Genomic DNA, 24,298 nt, shown 5'->3' with positions numbered 1-24,298 from the left:
AAATGCTCCTAACCGCAATTTTCAACGTAATCGACCTGCGGCGGCACACCTGCATGCCACCGCGTCACCTTGCCCTGTGCATCCGTCTCGAATACCACGACGCCATCACTCTGCGGCGCGGCGACACGCAGATACTTTGCACCGGCGACGTACTTGTGTGGTTGCGCTTCGACACGCGCGCCGTACAACGTGCGGATCCGCGCCTCGTCCATGCCCACTCTGCCGCCGCCTGGCGCAACCTCCTTGGCGGTGCCTACATCGTAGCGAACGAAACGGCCACCCTCGAACATGAAGGCGAACTCCCTTGGCGACTTCACCCATTTCGGCGTCTTGTAAAAACAGGTCGACTCCGGCCCCGGCGCCCCCTTCAACTCGCCAGCCCAAGCCTTATTGAAGCTGGCTCTATCGAAGGCAGCCTCATCCATCCCGAAACGCATGTCGCCGTAGCCGTCGTAGTGCGCCAGCGTATCCGTCGCAGCCGCCGACACCGGCTTGATCGTCGACGCAGCGGCCGATGCGGGCGCTGTCGCCGGCTGGTCGGTACCGCCACATCCGACCAGCACCAGCGTGCAGGCGATGCCGAACGGAATGCCGGACCACCGGCGCTTCACGACGGGCTGCCCGCATCGAAATGCTTCGCGATGCCCTGCCAGCACTGGTAATAGTCCTGCTGCAGTTGCGGCGCATCGAGCGCCTGCTGCGTGGGCCGGATGACCTTGCGCGTTTCGAACATGAAAGCCATGGTGTTCATGATGTGATCCGGCTTGCCGGTGTCGGCCGCACTGGCCTTCTCGAAGCTGGCGGCATCCGGGCCATGACCGCTCATGCAATTGTGCAGCGAGGCGCCGCCCGGCGCGAAACCGCCAGCCTTGGCATCGTAGGCGCCTTCGATCAGGCCCATGAACTCGCTGGCCACGTTGCGGTGGAAATACGGCGGCCGGAACGTGTGCTCGGCCACCAGCCAGCGCGGCGGAAAGATCACGAAATCCATGTTCGCCGTGCCCGGGGTATCGGACAACGAGGTCAGCACGGTGAAGATCGACGGATCGGGATGATCCACGCTGATCGAGCCGATCGTGTTGAAGCGGGTCAGGTCGTACTTGTACGGCGCGTAATTGCCGTGCCAGGCCACCACGTCTAGCGGCGAATGATCGATCGCCGCCTGCCACAACGCCCCCTGGAACTTGGCGATGAGCTTGAAATCGCCCTCGATGTCCTCGTACGCCGCCACCGGCGCGAGGAAGTCACGCGGCAACGCCATCGAGTTGGCACCGATCGGCCCGAGATCCGGCAAGCGCAGCATGGCACCGAAGTTTTCCGCCACGTAGCCGCGCGCGGTGGCGTCGAGCAGCTCGACCCGGAAGCGCACGCCGCGCGGAATCACCGCAATCTCCAGCGGCTTCACTTCCAGCACGCCTAGTTCGGTGGCAAGGCGCAGGCGACCCTGCTGCGGCACGATCAGCAACTCGCCATCGGCATCGTAGAAGAATCGCCCTTCCATCGAGCGGTTGGCCGCATACAGATGGATGCCCACGCCCGCCTGTTCCGCCGCCCCGCCATTGCCGGCCAGCGTGAGCAGACCCTCCACGAAATCGGTGGGCGCCTCGGGCAACGGCAACGGATCCCAACGCAACTGGTTGGGCGTGGCCGGCGCTTCATCGAAACGGTTATGGAAACGCTCGTGCAGCAGCGGCGCAAACGGCTTGTGCATCGCCGCCGGACGAATGCGATACAACCAACTGCGCCGGTTCGCATGCCGCGGCGCGGTGAACGCGGTGCCGGACAACTGCTCCGCATACAGGCCGTGTGCCACGCGCTGAGGCGAATTCTGGCCCTCGGGCAGCACGCCCGGAACCGCCTCGCTGGCGAACTCGTTGCCGAAGCCGGATTGGTAGTTGGGTTGCGCGTTCACTGCGAATGCTCCGGATAGTGTGTTCTGGTTCCACCGGCCCTTCGACTCCACCTGGCCCAGGCTCGTCAAGGTGCTCGGGACGAACGGTGGATAAACCGTTCGCGCTGAGCGTAGCTTGCAAAGCAAGCGGAGTCGAAGCGCCTTTCAATCACCGTTGATGCTGGTGTTTGCCCTTGGCCAAAGCGCCCAGGGCGTCCCAGTTTCCCGCCATGTACGCTAGCTTTTTGGCTCGACTCCAGCCTTTCAGCTTGCGTTCCATGGTCAACGCCTCGTAACGCGTTTCGAAGCCTTGCGTGTGGATCAGCTTCAAGGGCCGTCGTGTCGAGGTATAGACGCAACCTTTGCCCTGATCGTGCTGCTCCATCCGCTTGTCCAGGTCGTCCGTGTGCCCGATGTAGAAACTGCCATCGGCGCATTCGAGGATATAGAGAGTGAATTCCATTTCTGCGGCTTCCTTGCCGGTTTGGTCGCTCGACTGCCCTTCGACTCCGGCCCTGCGGGCCTACGCTCAGGGCGAACGGTGCAACAAACTCCGATCACCCTGAGCGTAGCCGCGCAGCGGCGAAGTCGAAGGGCCGCAGGCTCAAGAATCAAAGCACGCCGCGTTTCATCTGGTCGCGTTCGATCGACTCGAACAGCGCCTGGAAGTTGCCTTCGCCGAAGCCTTCGTTGCCCTTGCGCTGGATGATCTCGAAGAAGATCGGGCCGATGCAGTTCTGGGTGAAGATCTGCAACAGCAGGCGCTTCTTCGTTTCCGGGTCGGCGTCGATCAGGATCTTGTTCTTGCGCAGGCGCGGCACGTCTTCGCCGTTGCCGGGAATGCGCAGGTCGACCACGTCGAAATAGGTGTCCGGCGTATCGAGGAATTCCACGCCCTGGCCACGCATTGCTTCCACCGTGTCGTAGATGTTGTCGGTGAAGCAGGCAATGTGCTGGATGCCTTCGCCATGGTAGGCGTCGAGGTATTCGTTGATCTGGCTCTTCGGATCATTCGACTCGTTGAGCGGGATGCGCACGATGCCGTCCGGCGCGGTCATCGCCTTGGACACCAGGCCGGTCTTGGCGCCCTTGATGTCGAAGTAGCGGATCTCGCGGAAGTTGAACAGCTTCTCGTAGTACTCCGACCACTGCGCCATGTTGCCGTAGTAGAGGTTGTGCGTGAGGTGGTCGATGAAGGTGAGGCCGAAACCCTTCGGGTTCTGCTCGGCACCGTCGATCGGCGCGTAATCGTCGCCGTAAGCGCTGCCCTTGTCGCCATAGCGATCCACCAGATACAGCATGCAATCGCCGATGCCCTTGACCACCGGTGCGCTCACCGCGCGGGTGTCGGCCTTGTCGGTCATCGCCTCGCCACCGTTGCCCTGCACCGTTGCCAGCACTTCACTGGCCGGTTTCTTGAAGCGGATCGCGAAACCGCAGGCGCTGGGGCCGTGCTTTTCGGCGAAATCGGCGGCAAAGGAATCAGGGGTTTCGTTGACCAGGAAGTTCACGCCGTTCTGGCGATACACCGTGATCGGCTGGCGCTTGTGCTTCAGCACCGCGGTGAAACCCATCTTGCGGAACAGTTCGTGCAGTTCCGTGGCACGACCGGCCGGCGCAGCGAATTCGACGAACTCGAAACCGTCGATCCCCATCGGGTTTTCGAACGTGGTGACCTGCATGCCAAGGTTGGGCTGGGCTGTCATGAAATTTCTCCGACGGGCTACGATGGGGACACAAACCGCGCTACCGATAGCTTTTCGCACAGCAAACGCTAACGTGACGCGCGCTTTTGGTGAAAAGTGCAGCCATGGATGGCTGCCCGTTTGACCTTCGCGGTCATGTACGACCGCACAAGTTATAGTTACAAATGAAACTATTTGCAAGGAACATTGCAACGATGCCCGGCATCCGCAAACCTGACCACGCCCCGCTGGAACTGGAGCGCTTCGTGCCCTACCAGCTCTCGATCGTGTCCAACACGGTCAGCCAGGCCATTGCCGACGACTATCAGCAACGCTACGACCTTGGTGTGACCGAATGGCGCGTGATGGCGGTATTAGCCCGTTTCGACGGCCTGTCGGCGCGCGAGGTGGCCGAGCGCACGGCAATGGACAAGGTGGCGGTAAGCCGCGCACTGGCCCGGCTGGTGGCCGCCGGCCGGGTGCGCCGGGAGACCCACAGCGACGACAAACGCCGTTCGGTGCTCGATCTCACCCCCGCCGGCTGGCGCATCCACGACGAAGTGGCGCCGATGGCGCGTCAGCGTGAACGCGAACTGCTGGGCCAGTTGGAGCCCGAAGAACAGCGGTGGCTGCGGAGCATTCTCGACAAGCTGATGCCGCCCGAGGCCTGAGGGCCCGCCCCCCTTTTTTTGCGCTGTAGGAGCCCGCTCGCGGGCGATGCTGTTGGCATTTCCGGATGCCAGATCAAAAGCATCGCCCGCTAGCGGGCTCCTACGCCGCAAGGGAATCGGGCAGGATCTTGAACCGGCTCGATCCGATGCGCCGGGAAACGCCTTCCCGCCGGATCAGTGCATCAACGGATCAGGGTCGATTTGCCGAACAGCGATTCGACCAGGTCCACCGCCAGCTTCGCGGTGGCGTTGCGCTTGTCGTACGCGGGATTCAGTTCGACGATGTCCAGCGAGCCCAGCCGGCCGGTATCGGCGATCATCTCCATGCACAACTGCGCCTCGCGATAGTTCGGGCCGCCACGCACGGTGGTACCCACACCCGGGGCAATCGACGGGTCGAGGAAATCCACGTCGAAGCTGACATGCAGATGGGTGTCGGCATCGATGCCGGCCAGGGCCTCTTCCATGGTGCGCTTCATGCCCACTTCGTCGATATGGCGCATGTCGAACACGTCCATGCCCGCCTCGCGCACCAGCTTCTTCTCGGGGTCATCCACCGAGCGGATGCCGATCTGGCGGAACACCTTCGGCTCCACCGCCGGCACGTGGCCGCCAATGCCGGTGAGTTCGGCCGGACCGTTGCCGCACAGGCAGGCCACCGGCATGCCGTGGATGTTGCCGGTGGGCGTGCCCAGCGCGGTATTGAAATCGGTGTGGGCATCCAGCCACAGCACGCGCAACTTGCGCCCCTGCTCGCGGCAATGGCGCGCCACGGCGCTGACCGAGCCGATCGCCAGGCAATGGTCACCACCGAGCATGATCGGCAGGCGGCCCTGGCTCAGTTCGCCATAGATGCCTTCGTGCACGGCCTGGTTCCAAGCGGCCACTTCGGGCAGGTGACGGTATCCGTCGGTCGGCGGCTGCCACGGATTCAGCGGGCCATGCAGGTTGCCGCGGTCGGTCACGTCGAAACCGCGGCGCCTGAGTCGCTCGCCGATCATCGCCACGCGCAGCGCTTCGGGTCCCATCGAGGCGCCACGGTGTCCTGCGCCAATGTCGGTCGGCGCGCCGACCAGTGCAATCGTCTGTTTGCTCATGTCGTTTCCCACAATGTCGTTTGCTGCAGCCTGCCAGTGTAACGGCTCGGCTTGACGAAGCCGTGATGCGGCGCATCGCGCACAACTTGACCGTGGTCAAGCGAAATGCCGACGACACGCGTTAGGCTGGGCGCATCCAAGGTCTGCAGGGGCAACAGGCCGTGGGGCGAAGATGCAAAATCGACGCCGGAGGCGCAGTCGCCGTCCGGCACCGGAAACGGACCTGGATGGACGTGACCTGAGGGGAAGACCGCATGCAACAGATCAACGCGCTCGAGAACGATTCCGCCGTCGTTGCCGAACTGCCATTGTCACCATGGTGGGTTCGCTGCGTACTCATCGTGTTGGTGCTGGGACTTTCGGCCCTGCTCGCCATCACCTTCCTGGCTTATCGCAACGCCCCACCTGTGCCTCAGCACATCGTGGATTCGAGCGGTGCCACCGTATTCACCGGCGACGACATCCGTGCCGGCCAGGGCGTCTTCCTGAAGTACGGCTTGATGGACAACGGCTCGATCTGGGGCCATGGCGCCTATCTGGGCCCGGACTACTCCGCCGAGGCGTTGCACCAGATCGGCCAGGACAGTGCCAACGCCCTTGCGGTGAAGCAGTACAACGGAGCCCTGACCGCCTTGTCGCCGGGTCAGCGGGCAGGCGTACAGGCGCAGGTCGCCGAATTGCTGAAGACCAACCGCTATGACGCGGCCACCGGCACGCTCACGCTGACGCCGGCCGAATCGGAGGCTTACCGCCAGCAGGTCGGCTACTGGACGGATTACTTCAAGCATCCCGATACCAATGGTGGCCTGAAGCCGAACCTGATCACCGACCCCGTGGAATTGCGCCATTTCACCGCGTTTGTCACCTGGGCCGCCTGGGCCTCGGTCGCCGACCGGCCGGGCAAAAGTTACTCCTACACCAACAATTTTCCGTACGACCCGAGCGTGGGCAATGTGCCGATCGGACCGGCGCTGCTGTGGAGCGCACTGAGCCTGATCATCCTGCTGGGCGGCATCGCGGTGGTGCTGCTAGCTTTCGGCAAGTTCGACTATCTGGGCTGGGTCAGCCCCGGACGCCACGTGCACCCGAAGCTGCTGCCGGGCAAGGCCGGGCCGGGCCAGCGCGCGCTGGTGAAGTTCTTCGTGGTCGTGTCGCTGTTGTTCCTGATGCAAACCCTGGTCGGCGGCGCCACCGCGCACTTCCGCGCCGATCCGGGCACCTTCTACGGCCTGCGCCTGGAGGATCTGTTCCCCAGCAACCTGTTGCGTACCTGGCACCTGCAGACGGCGATCTTCTGGATTGCCACCGCCTATGTGGCGGCCGCATTGTTCCTTGGCCGCTCACTGCGCAGCGACGAACCGAAGGGCTTCGCGCTGTGGGTGCACCTGCTGTTCGCCGCGTTCGTGGTGGTGATTGGCGCCAGCCTGCTCGGCGAATGGGTGGGCATGTCGCAATTGCTGGGCAAGTGGTGGTTCTGGCTGGGCGACCAGGGCTGGGAATACCTGGAGATCGGCCGGCTCTGGCAGATCCTGCTGGTAATCGGCTTGTTCGCGTGGTTCGCGCTGCTGTTCTGGGTGGCGCGACCCGGTCGCAACGACAACCCGCAGATGCGCCCGCTGACGCGCATGTTCCTGTGGGCGGCGTTGGCCATTCCGGTGTTCTACGTGCCGGCGCTGTTCTACGGTGCGCATACCAACTTCACCGTGGTCGACACCTGGCGTTTCTGGATCATCCACCTGTGGGTGGAAGGCTTCTTCGAATTCTTTGCCACCACGGTGGTGGCGCTGACCTTTTTCCAGCTTGGCCTGACGCCGCGCAACACCGCGCTGCGGGTGATCTATCTCGACGCGATCCTGTACTTCCTCGGTGGCCTGCTCGGCACCGGCCACCATTGGTACTTCACCGGCCAGACCGATCTGAACATGGCGGTCTCGGCGATGTTCTCGGCACTGGAAGTGGTGCCACTGACGCTGCTGACGCTGGATGCCTGGGACTTCATACGCACCACTCGCGGCGAATGCGACCGCTGCGGCAAACCGGTCTCGGTGCCGCACAAGTGGACGTTCTGGTTCCTGATGTCGGTTGGCTTCTGGAATTTCCTCGGCGCCGGCGTGTTTGGCTTCCTGATCAATCTGCCGATCGTCAGCTACTACGAAGTGGGCACCATCCTCACCCCCAACCACGGCCATGCCGCGATGATGGGCGTGTTCGGCATGCTGGCCATCGCGTTGATGGTGCTGGTGTTGCGCCAGACCAGCAGCGACGAACGCTGGGCCGGCATCGAGAAGTACGTGAAAGTGTCGTTCTGGGGCACTAACGTCGGCCTGTTGATGATGGTGGTGTTCAACCTTTTCCCCGCCGGCGTGTTGCAGGTGTGGGACGTGATCGAACACGGCTACTGGCACGCACGCAGCATCGCCTACGTGGGCAGCACGCGCTCGCACATCCTCGAATGGATGCGCCTGCCGGGCGACCTGGTATTCATCATCTTCGGCGCGATTCCGCTGGTCATCGCAAGCACGAAGACGTGGCTTGGCATGCGGCAGGACGCAAGGCGCCAAGAGCCCGCGCGAGACCTCGTGTAGGAGCCCGCTCGCGGGCGATGCTTTTGGCATGGCATCCGCGAGGTGAAACGCAGCGCCCGCGAGCGGGCTCCTACGGTGCAAGGCAACGAAAAGGTGCCCTGCCAGTGGGTCAGGCCACCGCTTCGGCGACCTCGTTGCGCTGGCGATACTCGCGCACCATCTGCTCCACCAGCTCGCGGTGGCCAGGCAAATCGCCCAGCGCGTGACCGGCCATCTGCTGGATCATCGCGAACTCGCGGCGGGCGTCATCCACCCGCGTGTAGACACTGCGCATCGGCTCCAGGTCGGTCTTGAACTCCATCCCGTAGAGCACGTATTGCCAGCTCGACACCAGGAACATCTCCAGGTCGCCGACGAAATCCAGCCGGTGCGGCGGCCGATGCTTCCATAGCGCCAGCCGATCCTTCAGCGTGTCGGGAATGCTGTCCGGGTTCGCGTTGTCGAGCCAGAACGCGGTGTCGCGGCGCTGGCTCAGGCAGTAATGCATCTTGATGAAGTCGATGATGCGGTCGTAACGCGCCACCACCATTTCGTTGTAATGCCGGGCGGTGCGCTCCATGTCGTCGACATCGCCAGGCAGCAGATGGGTGAGCAGGTAGGCACCCAATTCCACCAGCGCAATGCCGGTGGATTCCAGCGGCTCGACGAAGCCGCCAGCCAACCCCACCGCCACGCAGTTCTTGCGCCAGTGCTCGGGACGATAGCCCGTCTCGAAACGAATGTGCTGTGCCGTCACGCCCTCGGCGGCGGCGCCAAGATACTGGCGGAACACGGCTTCCGCCCGGGTGGCGTCGGAGTGCTGCGAGGAATACACGTAACCGCAGCCGCGCCGCTGTTGCAGCCCGATGTCCCAGATCCAGCCGGCCTCCTGTGCGGTGGCCATGGTGTAGCAGGGAATCGGCGAATCGGGCTGCGGATACGGTACCTGCATGGCCACGGCGCGGTCGACGAACAGCACGTCGCGGCGGCTGCGGAACGGCGACTTCATCGCCCCGTCGATCAGGTAGCCGCGCAAGCCGGTGCAATCCACGTAAAGGTCGGCACTCAACTCGCCTGCCTCGCGAGTGACGATGCGTGCAATCGCGCCCTGCGCGTCCAGCTCGGCCCGCTCCACCGTCGCCAGGTGACGGACCACGCCCAGCTCCGTTTGCCCGTGTTCGGCCAGCACCTCGGCCACGCGTGCGGCATCGAAGTGATAGGCGTAATTCATCGGCCCATGGAAGTCTGCATCCTTCGCCCGCTTGGGTGCACGGTTGCCATCCACCAATCGCTTCTGCATCGACACGGCATCGGCGAACGGCACGCCTGCAGGCGCCGCGCCGAGCAACCAGTACGGCAGCAATTCCGGACCGCCCGTTCGCTGGCTGGGCATGCTGAAAGGATGGAAGAAGTCGCTGGCGCCCGGCGCGCCCTGCGGTCGCACCCAGTGCCGGTAGCGGATGCCCTGCTTGAACGTGCCGGTAGAGCCGGCGAGGAAGCGCCGCTCGTCCAGCCCGATCGCCGACAAGGTGCCGCGGATCGACGGGAACGTGGCTTCGCCCACGCCAAGCAGGCCGATGCGTGGCGATTCCACCAGCTCCACCTTGATGCTGCCCGGTGCCACCGAGTTGAGCGATTTCGCCAGGTAGCACGCGGTCAGCCACCCCGCCGTACCGCCGCCCACCACCAGGATTTTCTGCAGTCGTGCCATCGATCTCTCCCCATCGGCCGGCAGCGCCGGCATCGGATCAGGGATCGATATCAACACCGATTGACAGCGCTGTCAATTTGCAGAACAACAAATCCTGCGCAGCCCCGCCGGTCAGTCTTTCTTCGTTCGGGTCTTGCGTGGCCTGGCTTCGGCGGCGGCGATCAGGCCTTGCAGATAGGCAATGCCTTCCTCTTCGGGAAAGAACGCCACGACATCGGCAACCGTCAGCTTGTAGCGATCACGCAGGGCCAGAAACTCGCGTTTCGCCCGCCCTGCCGCGGTTTCGTGCGAAGCCTGTTCGGCCTGCTGCTTGCGCTCGAGCGCGGCCAGCTCTTCCTGGAACTGCCGGAACGGATCTTTGTGAATAACCATGGAAGAAACGAAGTCACTGCGAAATAAACGCCCATGACCACATGCCGAAGCGGCGTCCGTGTGGGGGCATGCGTAACACGCAAAGCCCGCTGCAACGTCAGGGACCGGCATGGAACGGACATCTGGTGCCGGCAGCAGGAGTCGAACCCGCGACCTACTGATTACAAATCAGTTGCTCTACCAACTGAGCTATGCCGGCGTGGACGGCGATTCTAGCAGCCTGCCGGGCTCCTCAGAAACAACCGCTGCTGTGCGAGCCCACGCTGGGATCCCGGATGCGGCTGCGCCAGTTGAAATGGACGCTGTCGGCCACCACCAGGTCGAGCCAGTATTGCGGCACCTGCTCGGTGCGCTGGGTCAGTTTGGCCGGGAAACCGGCCGCGACGACCTGGTCGAGGCGGTTGTGCGCATTGGCCGGATCCTTGAACAGACCCAGCGACACGGTGTTCTGCTGGTCACCCGAACCGACCACGAAATAGTCGGTGATGTGTTTGGCTTCGAGCTTGCGTGCCTCGGCCAGCGCCTGTGCCCGGCTGCCGCTGGTGGGCAGGTGTACCCACCAGCCGCGCAGTTCGGTGGTCTGTTCTTGCCGCGCCCGCTCGCGCACGGTCTGGCGTGCCAGCGCACTGCGTGCCGTGCGCATGTCCTGCGGCGTGGCGAACGGACCCAGGGTCATGCAGGCATAGCTCTCCGAAGGGGCTGCCGGGGCAGCGGCCGGTACCGATGCGGTGGCTGACGGCGCCACCGGTGCCTGCTCGGACAGCAGCTGCAGCTCGGGCACGCCCGGATCGGTGGCGCTGCGGCCGAGTGCGTCGTTCTGGCCCAGCAACAGCCACGCCCCCACGGCGATATTGAGAGTCATCAGGAAAACGAAAAGCAGGCGCAGGAACATCGGCCATCCATCAGGGTCGGGCGTCGGTCATTCTAGGGCAGTGCTGCAGCCTTGCGTGGTGCACGCCGACACGATCCGAAGGATGGCCCGGCCAAACCCTCCGCGGAAGCGAGCCGGCCCTTCGCTGCCAGGGACACGTCAGTCGGACGCTTGCCCGGCAGCCCACACGGCCAGGCCATGCAGCACGCTGTCGGCGGCATGCCTGGACGGCAGCGCCAGCAGTGGCAACAGCCCACCGGCATCACCACCGTGGACGAGCAATCGCGGCGAACCGCCCAACTGCGGCGACATGCGCGCGACAAAGCGCTCGACCAGCGCCACCGCGGCCAGCCAGCAACCGGAAGCCACGGCATCGGCGGTATTGTCGGCGGCATCGTGCACCTCGCCCGGCCGCTCCGGCCGCACGCGGGCCGTGGCGCCGAGCAGGGATTGCTGCATCAGTCGCGGCCCGGGGGCGATCAGGCCGCCAAGATGCCGGCCATCCGCGGCCAGCGCGTCGAGGGTCAACGCGGTGCCAACGCCCACCAGCACGCACGGCGCATCACCGGCGGCCTTTGCGGCGACCATGGTGAGAAAACGATCCACGCCCAATCGCAACGGCTCGGCGTAGGCATTGCGCACGCCACAAGCCGAGGCCGGCGTGCGCAGCCAGGTGACATCGCGAGCGAAGGCAGCCACCGTCAGCGCGGCAATGCGCGTCTCGCGCGCAGCGTCCACGACCGAGGCACCGAACGCATGCGTCGGCGCCGGCAGCTCGCGCCAGGCTTGCGTCAGCACGGCGGCCACGTCCTCGTCCCATGCCACGGCGCCACGCGCCAGCCATTCGCCGCCGTGGGCCAGCGCCCACTTCAATCGGGTATTGCCCAAATCCAGCAACAGATTCATGCGCGACGCACCGTGACGTCGGCGCTGTCGATCCGGCGCAAGCCCTGCTCCGTGCGTATCTGCAACGCGCCCCGGGCATCCACGCCGGCACCGATGCCATCGAATTCACCCAGCGCGCCACTGAGGCGCAACGGCGCGTCACGCAGCAAATCATGGCGCGCGTAGTCCTCCGCGAAGGCCGCAAAGCCCTCGCTGGCGAACTCGGCAAGGCCATCGGCCAATGCGGTGATCAGCGCTGCCGCCACGCGATTGCGATCCGGCGGCGTGCCGCCGCACAAGCTGGCCACCTCGCAGGCGGGCTGACCGGCCTGCTCGTGCAGCGCCGGGGTCAGGCGCAGGTTGAGGCCGATGCCGATGATGGCCGCGCACGGCCCCTGGTATTCACCGGACAGCTCGACCAGGATGCCGGCCAGCTTGCCGCCGGGCTGGCCGTTTTCGCCCCGGGCCAGCACGTCATTCGGCCACTTCAGGCCGGCACCCGCCACGCCAAGTGATTCCAGCGCACGCAGCACCATGGCGCCTACCGCCAGCGACAAGCCACTGAGTCCGGCAAAGCCGAGATCAAAGCGTTTCAGGCAGGACAGATAGATGTTCAGCCCTGGTGGCGACAGCCAGTGACGCCCGCGTCGACCGCGCCCGGCACTCTGGGTCTCGGCCAGCACGATGCTGAGATCGGCTGCCTGCGCGCCGCGACGCTGCAGCTCACTGGAAGTGGAATCGATTTCCCAGTGCAGTTCGAGCGCTCCGAGCCCGCGGGCAAGCCGCGCCGGCAAGGCCGCCCGGATTTCCGCTTCGTCGAGTATCTGCAGCGGCCACGGCAAGGCGTAGCCGGCCGCACCGCGCGATTCGATCGGCACGCCGCGACTGCGCAACGATTCCACCTGCTTCCAGATGGCCGCGCGCGACACCCCGGCGGCCTCGGCCAGGCGGGCGCCCGAAACAGTCTCACCGGTGGCGAGAACGGACAGAAGTTGTGGCGCCAGCATCAGCGGCCGCTGTCCGGCGGTGGCATCGAAGAAGTCATCCGGCGGATTCTAGCCTGTGAGAGCCCCGACATTCCCGTCCGGATCGCGGCACTGGCATCCCCTGGCCAATTCTGGGACGATCCCGCACTGGCCTGTGCATCAAAGGGGTTGATCGCCATGCGTGCCATACACTTGCTGACCGGATGCGTGTTTGCCTTGGGCCTTGTGGCCACGGCACATGCCGCCACCAACGTCGACGCGGGAAGCGCTGGCGCTGGCGACTGCGCCCACAGCACTACTGCCGACGGCGGCAGCAGCCGCGACGCCACGGCTTCCGGCGGCGAAAGCGTGGGCCTTGCGCACACGACCGCGCCCGCCACCCAAGGCAGCAATTCCACCAGCAGCCGCGGCGACAGCACCATTTCCGGCAGTGGCGGCAGCGACGATGCCGCACCGGCGCAGTCACACCGGGTAAGCCTGGGTTGGCAATCGTTGCTGCCCGGTTCGATCCAGTAACTCCGCAGTTCGCGGTTCTGCCGCGAAACCTGGCCAGCGCGCCAGCCCAGGCGAAGCGCTGGCGTTTCCTCGTGTGCCACGGGCGCGCCAAGTCAGCGAAGCTGACCGCGCGTAAGCAAGATCTCAGCTGGCCGGGAACTGCACGCTGAAGCGGGCACCACCGAATTCGGGCGAGCCATCCACCGTCAATTCACCCCGATAGGCACGCACGATGTCCTGCACGATGGACAGGCCGATGCCGTGGCCTTGCACGCGTTCGTCGCCGCGCACGCCACGCTGCAGCACTTTCTCGATCTTGTCGGCGGGGATGCCGGGACCGTCATCTTCCACGCTCAACCACAGGCCCGGCCGCGCGCGGCCCGCTTCCGGCTCGATCTTCGCCACCAGCAACACGTGGTGGCCGGCCCACTTGAAGGCGTTTTCCAGCAGGTTGCCCATCAGCTCGAGCAGGTCGCCCTGTTCGCCATGGAAGGCCGCGCCTTCCTCGATGTCGAATTCGCAAAGTACATTTTTGGCCGCGTAGACCTTCTCCAGACTGCGCACCAGATCCTCGGCATGCCCGGCCAGCGGCACGGCGGTGGCAAAGGTCTGCCGGCCGGAGGTGGCGGCGCGGGCCAGCTGGTAGGCCACCAGTTCGTCCATGCGGCGCACCTGGTCCAGCAACGCATCGCGCAACTGTGGCCGTTCGGCGGCGGCCGATTCCACCTGCGAACGGATCACCGCCAGCGGCGTCTTCAGGCTGTGCGCCAGATCGGCCAGCGTGTTGCGGTAACGCGTGCGCTGCTCGCGTTCGCTGTCGATGAAGGCATTGATACGCTCGGTGAGGCCGGTCAGTTCCAGCGGATACTGGCTGTCCAGGTGATCGCTGTTGCCACGCTCGACCCGACTCATGTCGCTGGACACCTTGCGCAGCGGCGTCAGGCTCCAGCGCAGCAGCAGCAACTGCAGCACGATCAGCAGCACACCCAGCGTGGCCAGCCAGCCGATCAGGCTGCGCCGGTACACCTCGTTGCTGTTGGCGAGCTGTTCCTCGGTTTGCGCCACGGTGAAGGTGAGGTGCACCGGCTTGCGCTCGGGCAAGTCCAGCAGCACCCCGTAGCTGTAGTAGTACAGCCGCCCCATGCGCGTATCCACCGGCCCGGTGAAGCGTTGCTCGCCCGGCTTGAGCGGCTGCAGGAAATCGAAGTCGCGACCGATCGCCGAGGAGGATTCCCAGCGAAAGTCGTGGTCGCCCAATACCACCGCATACAGGCCCGAACCCGGTCGCGAGAAGCGCGGGTCGGGGGTCGAGTCGGGCATCAACGGACGGCCGTAACGACTGACGTCCGTACCGGCCATGTAGGCAATGGTGAAGTTGTACAGCCGATCCTGCAGCGCGTTGAGTGCACTGTCCGCGTTGGTCTTGGACAGGGTCAACCCGATCGCGCCGAGGAAGGCGGCCAGCACCAATCCGGTGGCCAGTGCCGCACGCGCCGCCAGCGAAAACGGGCGCGGCGGCGGGGTGCTGTCAGTCGTCGTCGTTTTCGCTGCGGGGGATGGCAAAGCGGTATCCGCGTCCACGTACCGTCTCGATGGGTTTGAGGGCGGCCTCCGGGTCCAGCTTCCTGCGCAGGCGGCCGATGAAAACCTCCAGCACGTTGGAATCGCGGTCGAAGTCCTGCTGATAGATGTGCTCGGTGAGGTCGGCCTTGGACACCAGCTCGCCCGCGTGCAGCATCAGGTATTCCAGCACCTTGTATTCGTAGCTGGTAAGGTCGACCAGTTTGCCATCCACCGACACCGTCTGGGCAGTGGTGTCCAGCTTGATCGGGCCACAGGCCAGCACCGGCTTGGACCAGCCGCTGGCGCGACGTACCAGCGCGTTGATGCGCGCCAGCAGTTCCTCGACGTGGAACGGCTTGACCAGATAGTCGTCGGCGCCCTGCTTGAGGCCCTCGACCTTGTCCTGCCAGCCGCCACGCGCGGTGAGGATCAGGATGGGATAACGCTGGCCCGCTTCGCGCAGGGCCTTGATCAGCTCCATGCCCGACATCTTGGGCAGTCCCAGGTCGATGATCGCCAGGTCGAACGGCACCTCGCGCCCCATGTAAATGCCTTCTTCACCGTCCTGCGCGGCATCGACGGCGAAGCCGTCGCGCTTCAGGCGCGCGGCGAGCGTCTCGCGCAACGGCGCCTCGTCTTCAACCAGAAGGATGCGCATCAGTGTTTCTCCTTGTTGCCGCCGCCGTTACCGGCGGGATTCTTGGTGGATGATGCCGCGGAAGGGTGGCGTGCGGAAGCGGCCTCGATGGTCACCACCTGCACGTGCCCCTCCGGCGTGAGTACCTTGATGCGGTACTCCAGCCGTCGCCCGACGTGTCGCTGCTCGGCCGACAGTACCTTGCCGCTGGTCTTCTGCTGCACCTGGATCACTGCCTGGTCCAGCGTCTGGGCCGTGGCTGGCGGTTGCTGGGCCGCGGCCGTCGCCGCCAGCAGCAGGCCAGTGCAAAGCAGCACCGCAGGATGGAACTTCAATGCCATGTCGCCTCGTGATCTACCCCGGGCATCGGCCCGCTATCCTCCCATAGTGGGAAACCCGGGCTGAATACTGACCGGACGGCCGATACCTGTCACGCCGCAGCGTGTCTTGACGGCAACGCCTGCTCCAGCAATGCCCAACCCGCGCCAGGCTGATGGGCGCCCTCGCTGAGCACCCGCCGGAACCCCCGCGCGCCGGGCTCACCTTGGTACAGGCCGAGTAGATGCCGCGTGATGTGCTTGAGCGCCGTGCCACGCGCCAGCTCCGCCTCGACATACGGGCGCAGGTGCTGCAGCACCACCTCGCGCTCCGGCAACGGCTCGCCGTACAGCGCTGTCTCCAGCCGTGCCAGCAACCAGGGATCGTGATAGGCCGCGCGCCCCAGCATCACCCCATCCACCTGGGCCAGATGCGCACGCACCTGCTCCACCGTGGTCACGCCGCCGTTGATCGCCACCACCAGTTGCGGAAATTCGCGCTTGAGGCGGTAGACGCGCTCGTAATCCAGCGGCGGAATCTCGCGATTCTCCTTCGGGCTCAAGCCTTTCAGCCACGCCTTGCGCGCATGCACCACCAGCACGCCGACGCCGGCTTCCAGCATGGTTTCGGTGAAATGCTGCAGGCCGGCGTAGTCGTCCTGGTCATCCACGCCGATGCGGCACTTCACCGTCACCGGTACGGACACCGCGTCACGCATCGCCTTCACGCAATCGGCCACCAGCGCCGGCTCGTACATCAGGCAGGCACCGAAACGACCCGACTGCACGCGATCAGACGGACAACCCACGTTGAGATTGATCTCGTCGTAGCCGGCTTCGGCGCCGAAGCGCGCGGCCTGCGCCAACTCGCCCGGTTCGCTGCCACCCAGCTGCAGCGCCACCGGATGTTCCTGCTGGCTGTGCTCCAGCAAGCGCAATTGCCGCCCGCGCACCAGCGCCGCACTGGTCACCATCTCGGTATACAGCCGCGCATGCGGCGACAGCAGACGATGGAAATAGCGGCAGTGCCGATCGGTCCAGTCCATCATCGGCGCGACGGACAGGCGCCAGGGTTCGGCGAGTTCGGGGATGGCGGGCGGCGTGTTCACGCCGGCTATTGTACGGGCAGAGGTGCCGCGGTCCGCCGATTCAGGCGGTTGCAGTGCCCATGTTCCATCAGCCGGGATCAGGCGTCCGGCTTCGCGGCGCGTTTCGCGGCTCGGGTCCGCACGACCAGCAGCGCCAGGAAAACCACGATCATGACGGCCAGGGCGATCCAGTGCTGCCTGTCGTACAAGGCCACGCCAAGCGCGCCCACGACGGGACTGACCATTTCGATCAGCCACAGTACGGCCATCGCGCGGGGCAAGTCAGGCGCCAGCTTGGCCACGTACACCACGTAGATCCAGAACGCGGCCAGGCAGAGAAAAGTCACCACCAGCATGCCGGCGAAAATCGGCACGCCCAGGGCATGGAACTCGCTGGTGAACACGTTGCGATTCACCACGGGCATCAGGGCCACCACGCTGAGCAGCACCAGGTTGATGGCACTGCCGATGGTATCGATGTCGCGCAGATGCGCCACCATGCGCCGGTGGTAGAACCACACCGTGCCAATGAACAGGAAGCTGAAGAAATAGACCAGCAGCGGTATCGACCAGGCCTGCCACAAACTCTGGCCGGGAGCGGCATCAGGCTTGATCTCGATAGCCGACAGCGTGATGGCGATGGCGAACACGCCGTCGGACAGCATGACCAGCCGATCGAGGTGACGCTGGCCGACGTGGTGGTCCGAAATGGGTTCCTGTACCCGACTGCCCATGCCTCTCTCTCCCTGCTGGAATCCGAACGCCGGATGATGCCGCAGAACGCGGCGGGCGGGGAGCCCTCGAATCGCGTAAAATGGCGCCAGCGCCGCGTCCGCGCGCCGCCACTCGCCAGGTTCCCCGGCCCACGCCCTCCCACGCGAGTCTCGCTGCCGCCCAGACGGTGGCGCGTTTACCCCGACCCGCAATTCGAGACGAAGACATCATGGTAGCCATGGCGACCGAGCACGTGATCGACGTGCATCACTGGAACGACACGCTGTTTTCCTTCCGCACCACGCGCGACCCGGGCTTCCGCTTCGACAGCGGCCAGTTCGTGATGATCGGTGTGGAAACGGAAGGTCGTCCGCTGATGCGCGCCTATTCGATCGCCAGCGCCAGCTGGGAAGAGCACCTGGAATTCTTCTCGATCAAGGTGCCCGACGGCCCGCTCACCTCGCGTCTGCAGCACCTGAAGCCCGGCGACCCGTTGGTGGTCACGCGCAAGCCCACCGGCACCCTGGTGCTGACCGATCTCAAGCCCGGCAAGCACCTGTACCTGTTGGGTACCGGCACCGGGCTGGCGCCGTTCATGAGCATCATCCGCGACCCGGACACCTACGAACGCTACGAGAAGATCGTGCTGGCCCACGGCGTGCGTCACATCAACGACCTGGCCTACGCCCACTACCTGGAACACGAGTTGCCGCAGCACGAATACCTGGGCGAGCTGGTGCGCGAGAAGCTGATCTACTACCCCACCGTCACCCGCGAGCCATTCCGCCACCGTGGCCGCATCACCGACGCCATCGCCGACAACGTGATGAGCCAGGCCACCGGCTTGCCTCCGCTCAACCCCGAGACCGACCGCGTGATGATGTGCGGCAGCCCGGCCATGCTGGACGACCTGTGCGCCCTGCTCGATGGTCGCGGCTTCCAGGCCTCGCCGCGCACCCGCGAGCCGGGCGATTACGTGATCGAGCGGGCGTTCGTGGAGAAATAAGGCCTGCGTGGTCCAGCCCGGGCAGGTGCCGCTCAGGCGCCGGGCTTGAACAGACGGTTCTTTTCCTCGAGCTTGTAGTAAGTCTCGACCACGCCCTTCTCGCACTCGGCCACCGCTTTCAGTACGGGCGGCACTTCCGGCATGGCATTCACCCCCGCCGGGGTGGTGATGAAGAAGCCATCCCCCAGCGCCGTGATGCCCAGCGGCAGGCTGCGTGGCTCGAACAACGACGCGCCGAGAAAACTGTTCGACACCGACCGAATGCCCAGCAACTGCAGCAGCGTGGGCGCCATGTCGAGCGAGTTGCGCCCTTGGGCATCGAATACCGCTGGCAAATGATGCGTCGGGTCATGGATCAGCAGCGGGATGCGGTCCACGAAGTACGGCTTCAGGTCCTTGCCGGCGACCTCGCGATACGGCGCATCCGGATAGGTCGCATGGTCGGCGGTGAATACCACGATGGTGTTCTTCGCGTACGGGCTGGCATCGAAATACTCCAGGAACGCACCGACGGCGGCATCGTAGTTGTGCAGCTTGTTCAACACGCGGCTGTGGCCGTCACCGTAAGCATGACCACCCTTCACCATCGGAATGAAGGCGTGCGTGCCGATGTTGTAGGTCGCCACGAAAAACGGCTTGTCATCAGTCTTCTGTGCACGCGCCTGCAGGAAAGCGGTCAGGCCGCGGAACAGGCTGCTGTCGTCAAGCTGGTCGGTCTGGTCCTGCACGGTCACCTTGCCGTGCAGCAGTGCGGACACCTTGTCGAACGTATAGATGCCGCCGAAACCGAGCGACCGGACCATGTGGCCGAACGGCGAGCCATCATGTTCGGGCTCGAAGAAATAGGTGTCGTAGCCATGCCCACCCAGGATGGTCGCCAGCGTCTGGCGATGAATGGCAGCAAGGCGCCCACCGTTCGCCCAGCCATCCTTCTCGCTACCGCCGGCAAACAAGAAACCGGAAGACGTCTGACCGACGATGCCGCGATAGGTCGCGGCGGTGTGGTTGTAGTAATCGGTCACCTTCATCGACCGTGCCGCCAATCGGTCAATGTTCGGAGTCAGCCCGGGATAATGCCCCCCGTAAGCCCCGATCAACCGCGTCGACGTACCTTCGGTGAAGATCACGATGACATTGGGCTGCGCCGCTGCTCCACCGACCGGCTCGAAAGGCAGCGCGCGCGTGAACACCACGCCCTTCTCCAAGGGATAACCGGCGACCTTGCCTGCCACCGGGTCCGTCAGGCAGGCCCTGCCGTTGAGCATGGCGAACGTGCCCGTCACGTGATCGTCGCCCTGAGTCACGGCCACGCCAGCATTGACCAGCAAGCTGGCCACGGGCACCTGCCGATAATCCGGCTCCAGCACGATCCGCCGCCGCTGCTGGGTCAGCACATAGGCATACAGCACCGTGACCACCACGAGGGCGGCCATCCATCGACGCCCTCCAAGCCATCCATCGATATCTTGCCGACGTCGCCAGGCAAACACGGCCAGCAAGACCAGCCACCCCAGGCCGCTGCCAAGCACCACCCACTCCATGGTGGACTGGGTGACAGTCACCGAATCCAGGTTTTGCATGGCCAAGGCACTGATGAAATTGTTCGACAGGTAAATCGAATACATCTGTGCCGCATACCCCAGGCACACCAGCGCAGCCAGCAGCATGTACAACGCGAACCAGGCCAGCCGTCGTGTCACGACCCAGCGCCGCAGCAGGTACAAACCCACCAGATAGAACCATGCCAGCTCGATCGCCGCCGCAACCACCCGCGCACACGAGTGCGCCAAGTTCCCGATATCGCCGAGATTCGCCACGCCGAAAATGGCGTACAGGTAACACGCATACAACACGGCAAAGAACACGGCGTGAAAGCCGTGGCGCGACAGGAAAGCTGCCTTCACCCGAAATCGTCCCTTTGATAGTGAGGCGCCGCGACTCATTACGCCCGCAACAGCGAAGCCTGGCCCTTTCCACGCTTCGCCCAGGTCGGAATGGCACCCGCAAAGAGGCGATGTTACACGGCAATGACAGCGATCCGCCGGCTGCGCCGTCCGGGTGCTACTTGCGACAGTTGCGCATCAGTCCCGCACGCGCCCCTTGCCCTCGTTGTCCCAATAACCGAACACGCGGCGCGCGATCAGTTTGTACAGGCGCTTGCCGGTGGCGCGCCACAGCCGTGAGTGCGGCGCGGGGGTAGAGAGGATGGCGCGTTGGCGGGTACTCAGCGCGTCCGGGCAGTAGGTACGCTTGTGCTTGAGCAGGTGCCGCAAGTCTTCGCGCGCCAGCAGTCGAAACAACGGGCCGCGGCGACCGCGGGTCCAGGCGAGCTGGAAATCCACCACGGCGGGGCTCCCGTCTTCACGCACCAGCCAGTTCGGCTCCTTGGCCAGGTCGTTGTGCACGATGCCACGGCGGTGCAGCGTGCCGAGCAGGCGCAGCGCGTCGCGGTAATAGGTGCGGTCGCGTGGCTGTGCCTGCTGCATCGGGCGACCGGCCATGTAACTGCGCAGCAATTCGCGACCATCCCAGCCCAGCAGTGTCGGCACGCCGTCGACACCCGCCAGCTTCGCCAGCGCACGCGCCTCGCGCGCTGCGGCACGACGCGCGAACGCGCGCGCCCACCAGCGCGCGGCGCCGATGTCGCGACGGATCATCCGCACACCATCGCACTCGATGATCTCGATGCGGCCGAGTTCGTCGGCCTTGAGCAGGGTGGCTTGGCTGGGCACGTGGCTTCCGGTCGACGCGAACGCACGGGCTTGCCCGCCGTATCGCCAGATCGGACTATTGTGGCCGATCCGCGGCACACCTGCCGCCCACGCCGGACGGTTACCGCATGCTGGACATCGCGCTCTACCTGCTCGCTGCCGCGCTGATCATCGGCGGCCTGATCGGCACCGTGCTGCCCGCCCTGCCGGGTTTGCCGATGATCTTCGGCGGCATCTGGCTGGCGGCGGTAGTGGACAATTACCAGCACCTGGGCCTGTGGTGGCTGCTGTTGCTCGGCGGGCTGGCCGCGCTGGGCGTGGCCGTGGATTTCGTGTCCGCCTCGCTCGGGGCCAAGCGGGTCGGCGCCAGCAAAGCGGCGATCTGGGGCGCCACCCTGGGCACCCTCGTCGGCATGTTCTTCGGCCTGCCCGGGCTCATCCTCGGCCCCTTCGTTGGCGCCCTGCTCGGCGAGTTCGGCTCCAGCGGCAGCGTGCTGCGTTCCGCCCATGTGGGCATCGGCACCTGGCTGGGCCTGCTGTTCGGCGCCCTGCTCAAGCTGGTGTTGTCGCTGCTGATCCTGGCGCTGGCAGCCTTTGGCTGGTGGCTTGCCTGAAAGGTGACTACTGCCCGCCCGGCAGCACGTACAGCAACACCGCGAGGAAATGCAGCACGCTGCCGGCCAGCACGAAGAAATGCCATACCGCGTGGTGATACGGCAGCTTGCGCCACAGGTAGAACGGCACGCCCAGCGTATAGGCCACGCCGCCAGCGATCAGCAGCACCATGCCGTCGACCTGCAGGTGTTCCAGCAGTGGCTTGAACGCCACCATGCCGACCCAGCCCATCGCCACGTACAACAAGGCCGCAAGGCCACGGCGCTTCATCAGCCCCAGCTCCAGCGCGCTGCCCAACAGGGCCAGCGACCAGATCGTGGCGAACAGTCCCCAGCCCCAGGCACCCGGCAATGCGACCAGGGTGAATGGCGTATAGGTACCCGCAATCAGCAGGTAGATCGCGATGTGGTCGCAGATGCGCAGCCACCGTTTGGCCGTCTCGCCGCGCACCGTGTGATACAGCGTGGACGCGGTGTACAGCAGGATCAGCGAGCTGCCGTAGACGGCACTGGCGGTGACTGCGCGGGCACCACCATGCATCGCGGCGAACGCCACCAGCACCGCCAGCCCGGCGATGCTGAGCAGGATGCCGATGCCATGGATCACGCTGCTGGCAAGCTCGTCGCCGTCGGCGTAGCGCGGTACCGGAATGGCAGTGGCAGCGGTCATCGGGTGCATTCCTGTGGGGACATCGAGCGGCGCCCTCGCGGCGTCCGGCTTTTACTCTAACCGGCCAAAACCGCCTTGCATACTCGGGCGCATTGTCGCGCCGAGCGTTCAAGGGCAATGACAGCGCAGGCCATTTTCCATCGCGTCACGCCGTCGCGTCACCCGCATCGCGCCAGACAAGGTTTACCGCCACACGCGCCAGTGGCGTCGTTTCCGCGACCCGCTCGTTAAGCGCGTCATCACAATCACTGCACACCACGTCAAGACGGATTCGTGCAAAGTCTGTCATGCAGGCCTCACCTCCCCTGAGGCTTGCCTTCCCCTACCCCGCCCCCGCGGGGTTCTTTTTGCCTGACGTCCGCGAACAGGGCCGGAGCTGCGTGGCAAAGGCCCGCCTCCCGGCATGGCGGCCGCGAGCCCGATCAAGACAAGCGATGGCCGTCCATACGGCTATTGCACATGGATACCGGACAGGCATAGGCTGGAACCGCGCCAGCACGATCCCCCTGCTTCCCCGGCAGCGTGCGACGCCACAATCCACATCGTCGTCAGGAGGTCGCCCATGTCGTCCGCAAGCCTGGCTGTCCCTTCCCGTGCGCATCCGGATCCGGTACGCATCGTCGCGCTCAGCGCCACCATCGCCCTCAACCTTGCCGCTTTCGTCATTGCCATCCGGCCGAAGGCGCCATCCTTGATGCCCGCAGCACTTCCGCACGCATCCCTGCTGGTGCGGTGGATCGAGGCGCCGAAGCCCACGCCACCGCCGCCACCGGTCGTGGTGAAACCGCTGCCACCCAGACCCGTGGCGATGCCGCGCGTCACACCCGTGGCAGTCCATCCACCAGTGGTCGTACCGACCACGGAAGGCCGCATTGCCGCTCCGGTCGTGCCGCCGGCGACGCTACCGAGCACCGGCACGCCCACCACGATAACCGCCGCGCCCGTCGAAGCCACCCTGGCTTACCGCTCCGCCCCGTTGCGTTACCCGCACACCGCCCTGCGCCAGCACCTGCAAGGCACGGTGTTGCTGCGCGTGCTGGTGGATGAAACCGGCAAACCCATCGACGTGCAGATTGCGCACAGCAGCGGCTACACGTTGCTGGACCACAGTGCGCGCGAACAGGTCCTGGCCGGCTGGCGCTTCACGCCGGCGATGGCCGACGGCCACCCCGTGCAGGCTTGGGCGCAGGTGCCGGTGAGCTTTGCCCTGCGTCAGTTCTGAGTCGCAACCCGGCGTTCTGCGTCAACGAAAAAGCCCGCGACGACCTTCCTGGTCGCCGCGGGCTTTTCAATCATCAGGACCGGTCAGTGCGACGGTTGCGGTGCTACCGCCGGCTTGCGGCGTGCCGCATGCACGATCGCCCACACCAGCCCCACCACCAGCAGCGCCGGCAGGCACAGCGGCAGCAAGGCCAGCAGCACGAACGGCGCCACCATCAACAGCACCACGCCACCGATCAACAGGCCCACCATGCCGGCGAGCAAACCGAACAATCCGCCGACCAGCGCGAACGTGACCTTGAACACCAGGCCGATCAGGGCGAACGCGAACCACAGTGCGCCCACCGCCAGCAACACCATCACGAACAATTCGATCATGTCCTTGGTCTCCATATGGACGGCATGCCCTCGCACACCTTGTCGAACGCTTGGATGCGGCTCGCGGCCCGAAGGTTTGAAGCCCATCCACGACCGGCATCATAAGCTTCTGCCAAGCATGCGGCATGTTGCAAAAGTCATAGCCGAAACA

At 65.1% G+C, this 24,298-nt stretch carries 25 protein-coding genes and 1 tRNA gene; 6 read left to right on the top strand and 20 right to left on the bottom strand.

What is annotated here, in order from left to right:
• Window positions 1–8: 8 nt before the first annotated feature.
• The 4 genes from BMY90_RS04100 to hppD form a co-directional block, all read right to left on the bottom strand.
• Window positions 9–656 carry a lectin gene (locus tag BMY90_RS04100; RefSeq protein WP_245734885.1) on the bottom strand — a complete coding sequence of 216 codons (648 nt, stop codon included), beginning with the start codon at window positions 654–656 and terminating at the stop codon, window positions 9–11.
• Window positions 608–1,912, bottom strand: coding sequence for a homogentisate 1,2-dioxygenase (gene hmgA, locus BMY90_RS04095; protein ID WP_092701900.1), 1,305 nt, complete (start codon window positions 1,910–1,912; stop codon window positions 608–610). Before hmgA ends, BMY90_RS04100 begins: the two co-directional genes overlap by 49 nt.
• A gap of 148 nt (window positions 1,913–2,060) precedes the next feature.
• Window positions 2,061–2,354, bottom strand: a complete 294-nt coding sequence (locus BMY90_RS04090; RefSeq protein ID WP_008213527.1) for a GIY-YIG nuclease family protein — start codon at window positions 2,352–2,354, stop codon at window positions 2,061–2,063.
• A 148-nt stretch (window positions 2,355–2,502) separates the two neighbouring features.
• A complete protein-coding gene (hppD, locus tag BMY90_RS04085; RefSeq protein ID WP_037100889.1) occupies window positions 2,503–3,597 on the bottom strand; it encodes a 4-hydroxyphenylpyruvate dioxygenase in 1,095 nt (364 codons plus the stop codon).
• 194 nt (window positions 3,598–3,791) lie between these two features.
• Here hppD and BMY90_RS04080 point away from each other — a divergent pair, with 194 nt between their 5' ends.
• Window positions 3,792–4,247, top strand: a complete 456-nt coding sequence (locus BMY90_RS04080) for a MarR family winged helix-turn-helix transcriptional regulator (RefSeq protein ID WP_008213529.1) — start codon at window positions 3,792–3,794, stop codon at window positions 4,245–4,247.
• A gap of 182 nt (window positions 4,248–4,429) precedes the next feature.
• Here BMY90_RS04080 and rocF read toward each other — a convergent pair whose 3' ends face one another.
• Window positions 4,430–5,344 (bottom strand): arginase, encoded by a 915-nt coding sequence (rocF, locus tag BMY90_RS04075; RefSeq protein WP_092701899.1) that lies wholly within the window; start codon window positions 5,342–5,344, stop codon window positions 4,430–4,432.
• Window positions 5,345–5,598: 254 nt separating this feature from the next.
• Here rocF and BMY90_RS04070 point away from each other — a divergent pair, with 254 nt between their 5' ends.
• The gene (locus BMY90_RS04070; protein WP_092701897.1) at window positions 5,599–7,929 is read left to right on the top strand and encodes a nitric-oxide reductase large subunit; all 2,331 of its coding nucleotides are present in this window, start codon (window positions 5,599–5,601) and stop codon (window positions 7,927–7,929) included.
• A gap of 109 nt (window positions 7,930–8,038) precedes the next feature.
• Here the strand turns inward: BMY90_RS04070 and BMY90_RS04065 are convergent, their stop codons facing one another.
• The 6 genes from BMY90_RS04065 to BMY90_RS04040 form a co-directional block, all read right to left on the bottom strand.
• Window positions 8,039–9,619 carry a tryptophan halogenase family protein gene (locus BMY90_RS04065; protein WP_092701895.1) on the bottom strand — a complete coding sequence of 527 codons (1,581 nt, stop codon included), beginning with the start codon at window positions 9,617–9,619 and terminating at the stop codon, window positions 8,039–8,041.
• Window positions 9,620–9,730: 111 nt separating this feature from the next.
• Window positions 9,731–9,991, bottom strand: coding sequence for a hypothetical protein (locus BMY90_RS04060; protein WP_092701893.1), 261 nt, complete (start codon window positions 9,989–9,991; stop codon window positions 9,731–9,733).
• Between the two features lie 123 nt (window positions 9,992–10,114).
• Window positions 10,115–10,190: transfer RNA gene (locus BMY90_RS04055), tRNA-Thr, on the bottom strand.
• Between the two features lie 33 nt (window positions 10,191–10,223).
• Window positions 10,224–10,883, bottom strand: a complete 660-nt coding sequence (locus BMY90_RS04050) for an SPOR domain-containing protein (RefSeq protein ID WP_092701891.1) — start codon at window positions 10,881–10,883, stop codon at window positions 10,224–10,226.
• Window positions 10,884–11,021: 138 nt separating this feature from the next.
• The gene (locus tag BMY90_RS04045) at window positions 11,022–11,768 is read right to left on the bottom strand and encodes a type III pantothenate kinase (RefSeq protein WP_092701889.1); all 747 of its coding nucleotides are present in this window, start codon (window positions 11,766–11,768) and stop codon (window positions 11,022–11,024) included.
• The gene (locus BMY90_RS04040; RefSeq protein ID WP_092701887.1) at window positions 11,765–12,754 is read right to left on the bottom strand and encodes a biotin--[acetyl-CoA-carboxylase] ligase; all 990 of its coding nucleotides are present in this window, start codon (window positions 12,752–12,754) and stop codon (window positions 11,765–11,767) included. Before BMY90_RS04040 ends, BMY90_RS04045 begins: the two co-directional genes overlap by 4 nt.
• Before the next feature lie 156 nt (window positions 12,755–12,910).
• Between BMY90_RS04040 and BMY90_RS04035 the strand changes: the two genes are divergently transcribed.
• Window positions 12,911–13,249 (top strand): hypothetical protein, encoded by a 339-nt coding sequence (locus BMY90_RS04035; RefSeq protein WP_139201685.1) that lies wholly within the window; start codon window positions 12,911–12,913, stop codon window positions 13,247–13,249.
• 123 nt (window positions 13,250–13,372) lie between these two features.
• On the opposite strand, the gene BMY90_RS04030 is transcribed toward BMY90_RS04035, so the two are convergent.
• From BMY90_RS04030 to BMY90_RS04010, 5 genes are all read right to left on the bottom strand, one after another.
• Window positions 13,373–14,791 carry an ATP-binding protein gene (locus BMY90_RS04030; RefSeq protein WP_245734883.1) on the bottom strand — a complete coding sequence of 473 codons (1,419 nt, stop codon included), beginning with the start codon at window positions 14,789–14,791 and terminating at the stop codon, window positions 13,373–13,375.
• Window positions 14,757–15,449, bottom strand: coding sequence for a response regulator transcription factor (locus BMY90_RS04025; protein ID WP_008210636.1), 693 nt, complete (start codon window positions 15,447–15,449; stop codon window positions 14,757–14,759). Before BMY90_RS04025 ends, BMY90_RS04030 begins: the two co-directional genes overlap by 35 nt.
• Window positions 15,449–15,769 carry a PepSY domain-containing protein gene (locus BMY90_RS04020; RefSeq protein ID WP_092701881.1) on the bottom strand — a complete coding sequence of 107 codons (321 nt, stop codon included), beginning with the start codon at window positions 15,767–15,769 and terminating at the stop codon, window positions 15,449–15,451. The genes BMY90_RS04025 and BMY90_RS04020 overlap by 1 nt, the downstream gene beginning before the upstream one ends.
• 89 nt (window positions 15,770–15,858) lie before the next feature.
• Window positions 15,859–16,854, bottom strand: coding sequence for a tRNA dihydrouridine(20/20a) synthase DusA (gene dusA / locus BMY90_RS04015; RefSeq protein WP_281244028.1), 996 nt, complete (start codon window positions 16,852–16,854; stop codon window positions 15,859–15,861).
• A 77-nt stretch (window positions 16,855–16,931) separates the two neighbouring features.
• The gene (locus tag BMY90_RS04010) at window positions 16,932–17,567 is read right to left on the bottom strand and encodes a TMEM175 family protein (protein ID WP_092701879.1); all 636 of its coding nucleotides are present in this window, start codon (window positions 17,565–17,567) and stop codon (window positions 16,932–16,934) included.
• A gap of 206 nt (window positions 17,568–17,773) precedes the next feature.
• On the opposite strand from BMY90_RS04010, the gene BMY90_RS04005 reads away from it, so the two are divergent.
• Window positions 17,774–18,553: a ferredoxin--NADP reductase gene (locus tag BMY90_RS04005; protein ID WP_425438647.1), complete on the top strand. Its 780-nt coding sequence runs from the start codon at window positions 17,774–17,776 to the stop codon at window positions 18,551–18,553.
• Between the two features lie 32 nt (window positions 18,554–18,585).
• On the opposite strand, the gene BMY90_RS04000 is transcribed toward BMY90_RS04005, so the two are convergent.
• Together BMY90_RS04000 and BMY90_RS03995 are read right to left on the bottom strand one after the other, a co-directional pair.
• Window positions 18,586–20,457: an LTA synthase family protein gene (locus tag BMY90_RS04000; RefSeq protein ID WP_175481489.1), complete on the bottom strand. Its 1,872-nt coding sequence runs from the start codon at window positions 20,455–20,457 to the stop codon at window positions 18,586–18,588.
• Window positions 20,458–20,634: 177 nt separating this feature from the next.
• A complete protein-coding gene (locus BMY90_RS03995) occupies window positions 20,635–21,285 on the bottom strand; it encodes a protein kinase family protein (RefSeq protein ID WP_092702298.1) in 651 nt (216 codons plus the stop codon).
• A 110-nt stretch (window positions 21,286–21,395) separates the two neighbouring features.
• On the opposite strand from BMY90_RS03995, the gene BMY90_RS03990 reads away from it, so the two are divergent.
• Entirely contained in the window at window positions 21,396–21,878 is a 483-nt protein-coding gene (locus BMY90_RS03990) for a DUF456 domain-containing protein (RefSeq protein WP_092702296.1), read from the top strand.
• A gap of 7 nt (window positions 21,879–21,885) precedes the next feature.
• On the opposite strand, the gene trhA is transcribed toward BMY90_RS03990, so the two are convergent.
• Window positions 21,886–22,548, bottom strand: a complete 663-nt coding sequence (gene trhA, locus BMY90_RS03985; RefSeq protein WP_092701873.1) for a PAQR family membrane homeostasis protein TrhA — start codon at window positions 22,546–22,548, stop codon at window positions 21,886–21,888.
• Window positions 22,549–23,110: 562 nt separating this feature from the next.
• On the opposite strand from trhA, the gene BMY90_RS03980 reads away from it, so the two are divergent.
• Window positions 23,111–23,770, top strand: a complete 660-nt coding sequence (locus tag BMY90_RS03980; RefSeq protein ID WP_092701871.1) for an energy transducer TonB — start codon at window positions 23,111–23,113, stop codon at window positions 23,768–23,770.
• An 83-nt stretch (window positions 23,771–23,853) separates the two neighbouring features.
• On the opposite strand, the gene BMY90_RS03975 is transcribed toward BMY90_RS03980, so the two are convergent.
• Window positions 23,854–24,147, bottom strand: a complete 294-nt coding sequence (locus BMY90_RS03975) for a hypothetical protein (RefSeq protein WP_245734881.1) — start codon at window positions 24,145–24,147, stop codon at window positions 23,854–23,856.
• Window positions 24,148–24,298 lie beyond the last annotated feature (151 nt).

Origin of the sequence: Rhodanobacter glycinis (assembly GCF_900114325.1) — a bacterium.
GTDB lineage: Bacteria > Pseudomonadota > Gammaproteobacteria > Xanthomonadales > Rhodanobacteraceae > Rhodanobacter_A > Rhodanobacter_A glycinis.
The sequence above is the reverse complement of the archived record's forward strand: the minus strand, read 5'-3'. Positions and strand labels throughout refer to the sequence as shown.

Coding starts and splice junctions, on each gene's coding strand:
- trhA (WP_092701873.1), bottom strand. CDS start 22,548: ATGACCGCTGCCACTGCCATTCCGGTACCGCGCTACGCCGACGGCGAC.
- rocF (WP_092701899.1), bottom strand. CDS start 5,344: ATGAGCAAACAGACGATTGCACTGGTCGGCGCGCCGACCGACATTGGC.
- BMY90_RS04080 (WP_008213529.1), top strand. CDS start 3,792: ATGCCCGGCATCCGCAAACCTGACCACGCCCCGCTGGAACTGGAGCGC.
- BMY90_RS04070 (WP_092701897.1), top strand. CDS start 5,599: ATGCAACAGATCAACGCGCTCGAGAACGATTCCGCCGTCGTTGCCGAA.
- BMY90_RS04040 (WP_092701887.1), bottom strand. CDS start 12,754: ATGCTGGCGCCACAACTTCTGTCCGTTCTCGCCACCGGTGAGACTGTT.
- BMY90_RS04035 (WP_139201685.1), top strand. CDS start 12,911: ATGCGTGCCATACACTTGCTGACCGGATGCGTGTTTGCCTTGGGCCTT.
- BMY90_RS04045 (WP_092701889.1), bottom strand. CDS start 11,768: ATGAATCTGTTGCTGGATTTGGGCAATACCCGATTGAAGTGGGCGCTG.
- BMY90_RS04050 (WP_092701891.1), bottom strand. CDS start 10,883: ATGTTCCTGCGCCTGCTTTTCGTTTTCCTGATGACTCTCAATATCGCC.
- hppD (WP_037100889.1), bottom strand. CDS start 3,597: ATGACAGCCCAGCCCAACCTTGGCATGCAGGTCACCACGTTCGAAAAC.
- BMY90_RS04010 (WP_092701879.1), bottom strand. CDS start 17,567: ATGGGCAGTCGGGTACAGGAACCCATTTCGGACCACCACGTCGGCCAG.
- BMY90_RS03980 (WP_092701871.1), top strand. CDS start 23,111: ATGTCGTCCGCAAGCCTGGCTGTCCCTTCCCGTGCGCATCCGGATCCG.
- BMY90_RS04020 (WP_092701881.1), bottom strand. CDS start 15,769: ATGGCATTGAAGTTCCATCCTGCGGTGCTGCTTTGCACTGGCCTGCTG.
- BMY90_RS04065 (WP_092701895.1), bottom strand. CDS start 9,619: ATGGCACGACTGCAGAAAATCCTGGTGGTGGGCGGCGGTACGGCGGGG.
- BMY90_RS04060 (WP_092701893.1), bottom strand. CDS start 9,991: ATGGTTATTCACAAAGATCCGTTCCGGCAGTTCCAGGAAGAGCTGGCC.
- BMY90_RS04090 (WP_008213527.1), bottom strand. CDS start 2,354: ATGGAATTCACTCTCTATATCCTCGAATGCGCCGATGGCAGTTTCTAC.
- BMY90_RS04025 (WP_008210636.1), bottom strand. CDS start 15,449: ATGCGCATCCTTCTGGTTGAAGACGAGGCGCCGTTGCGCGAGACGCTC.
- BMY90_RS03975 (WP_245734881.1), bottom strand. CDS start 24,147: ATGATCGAATTGTTCGTGATGGTGTTGCTGGCGGTGGGCGCACTGTGG.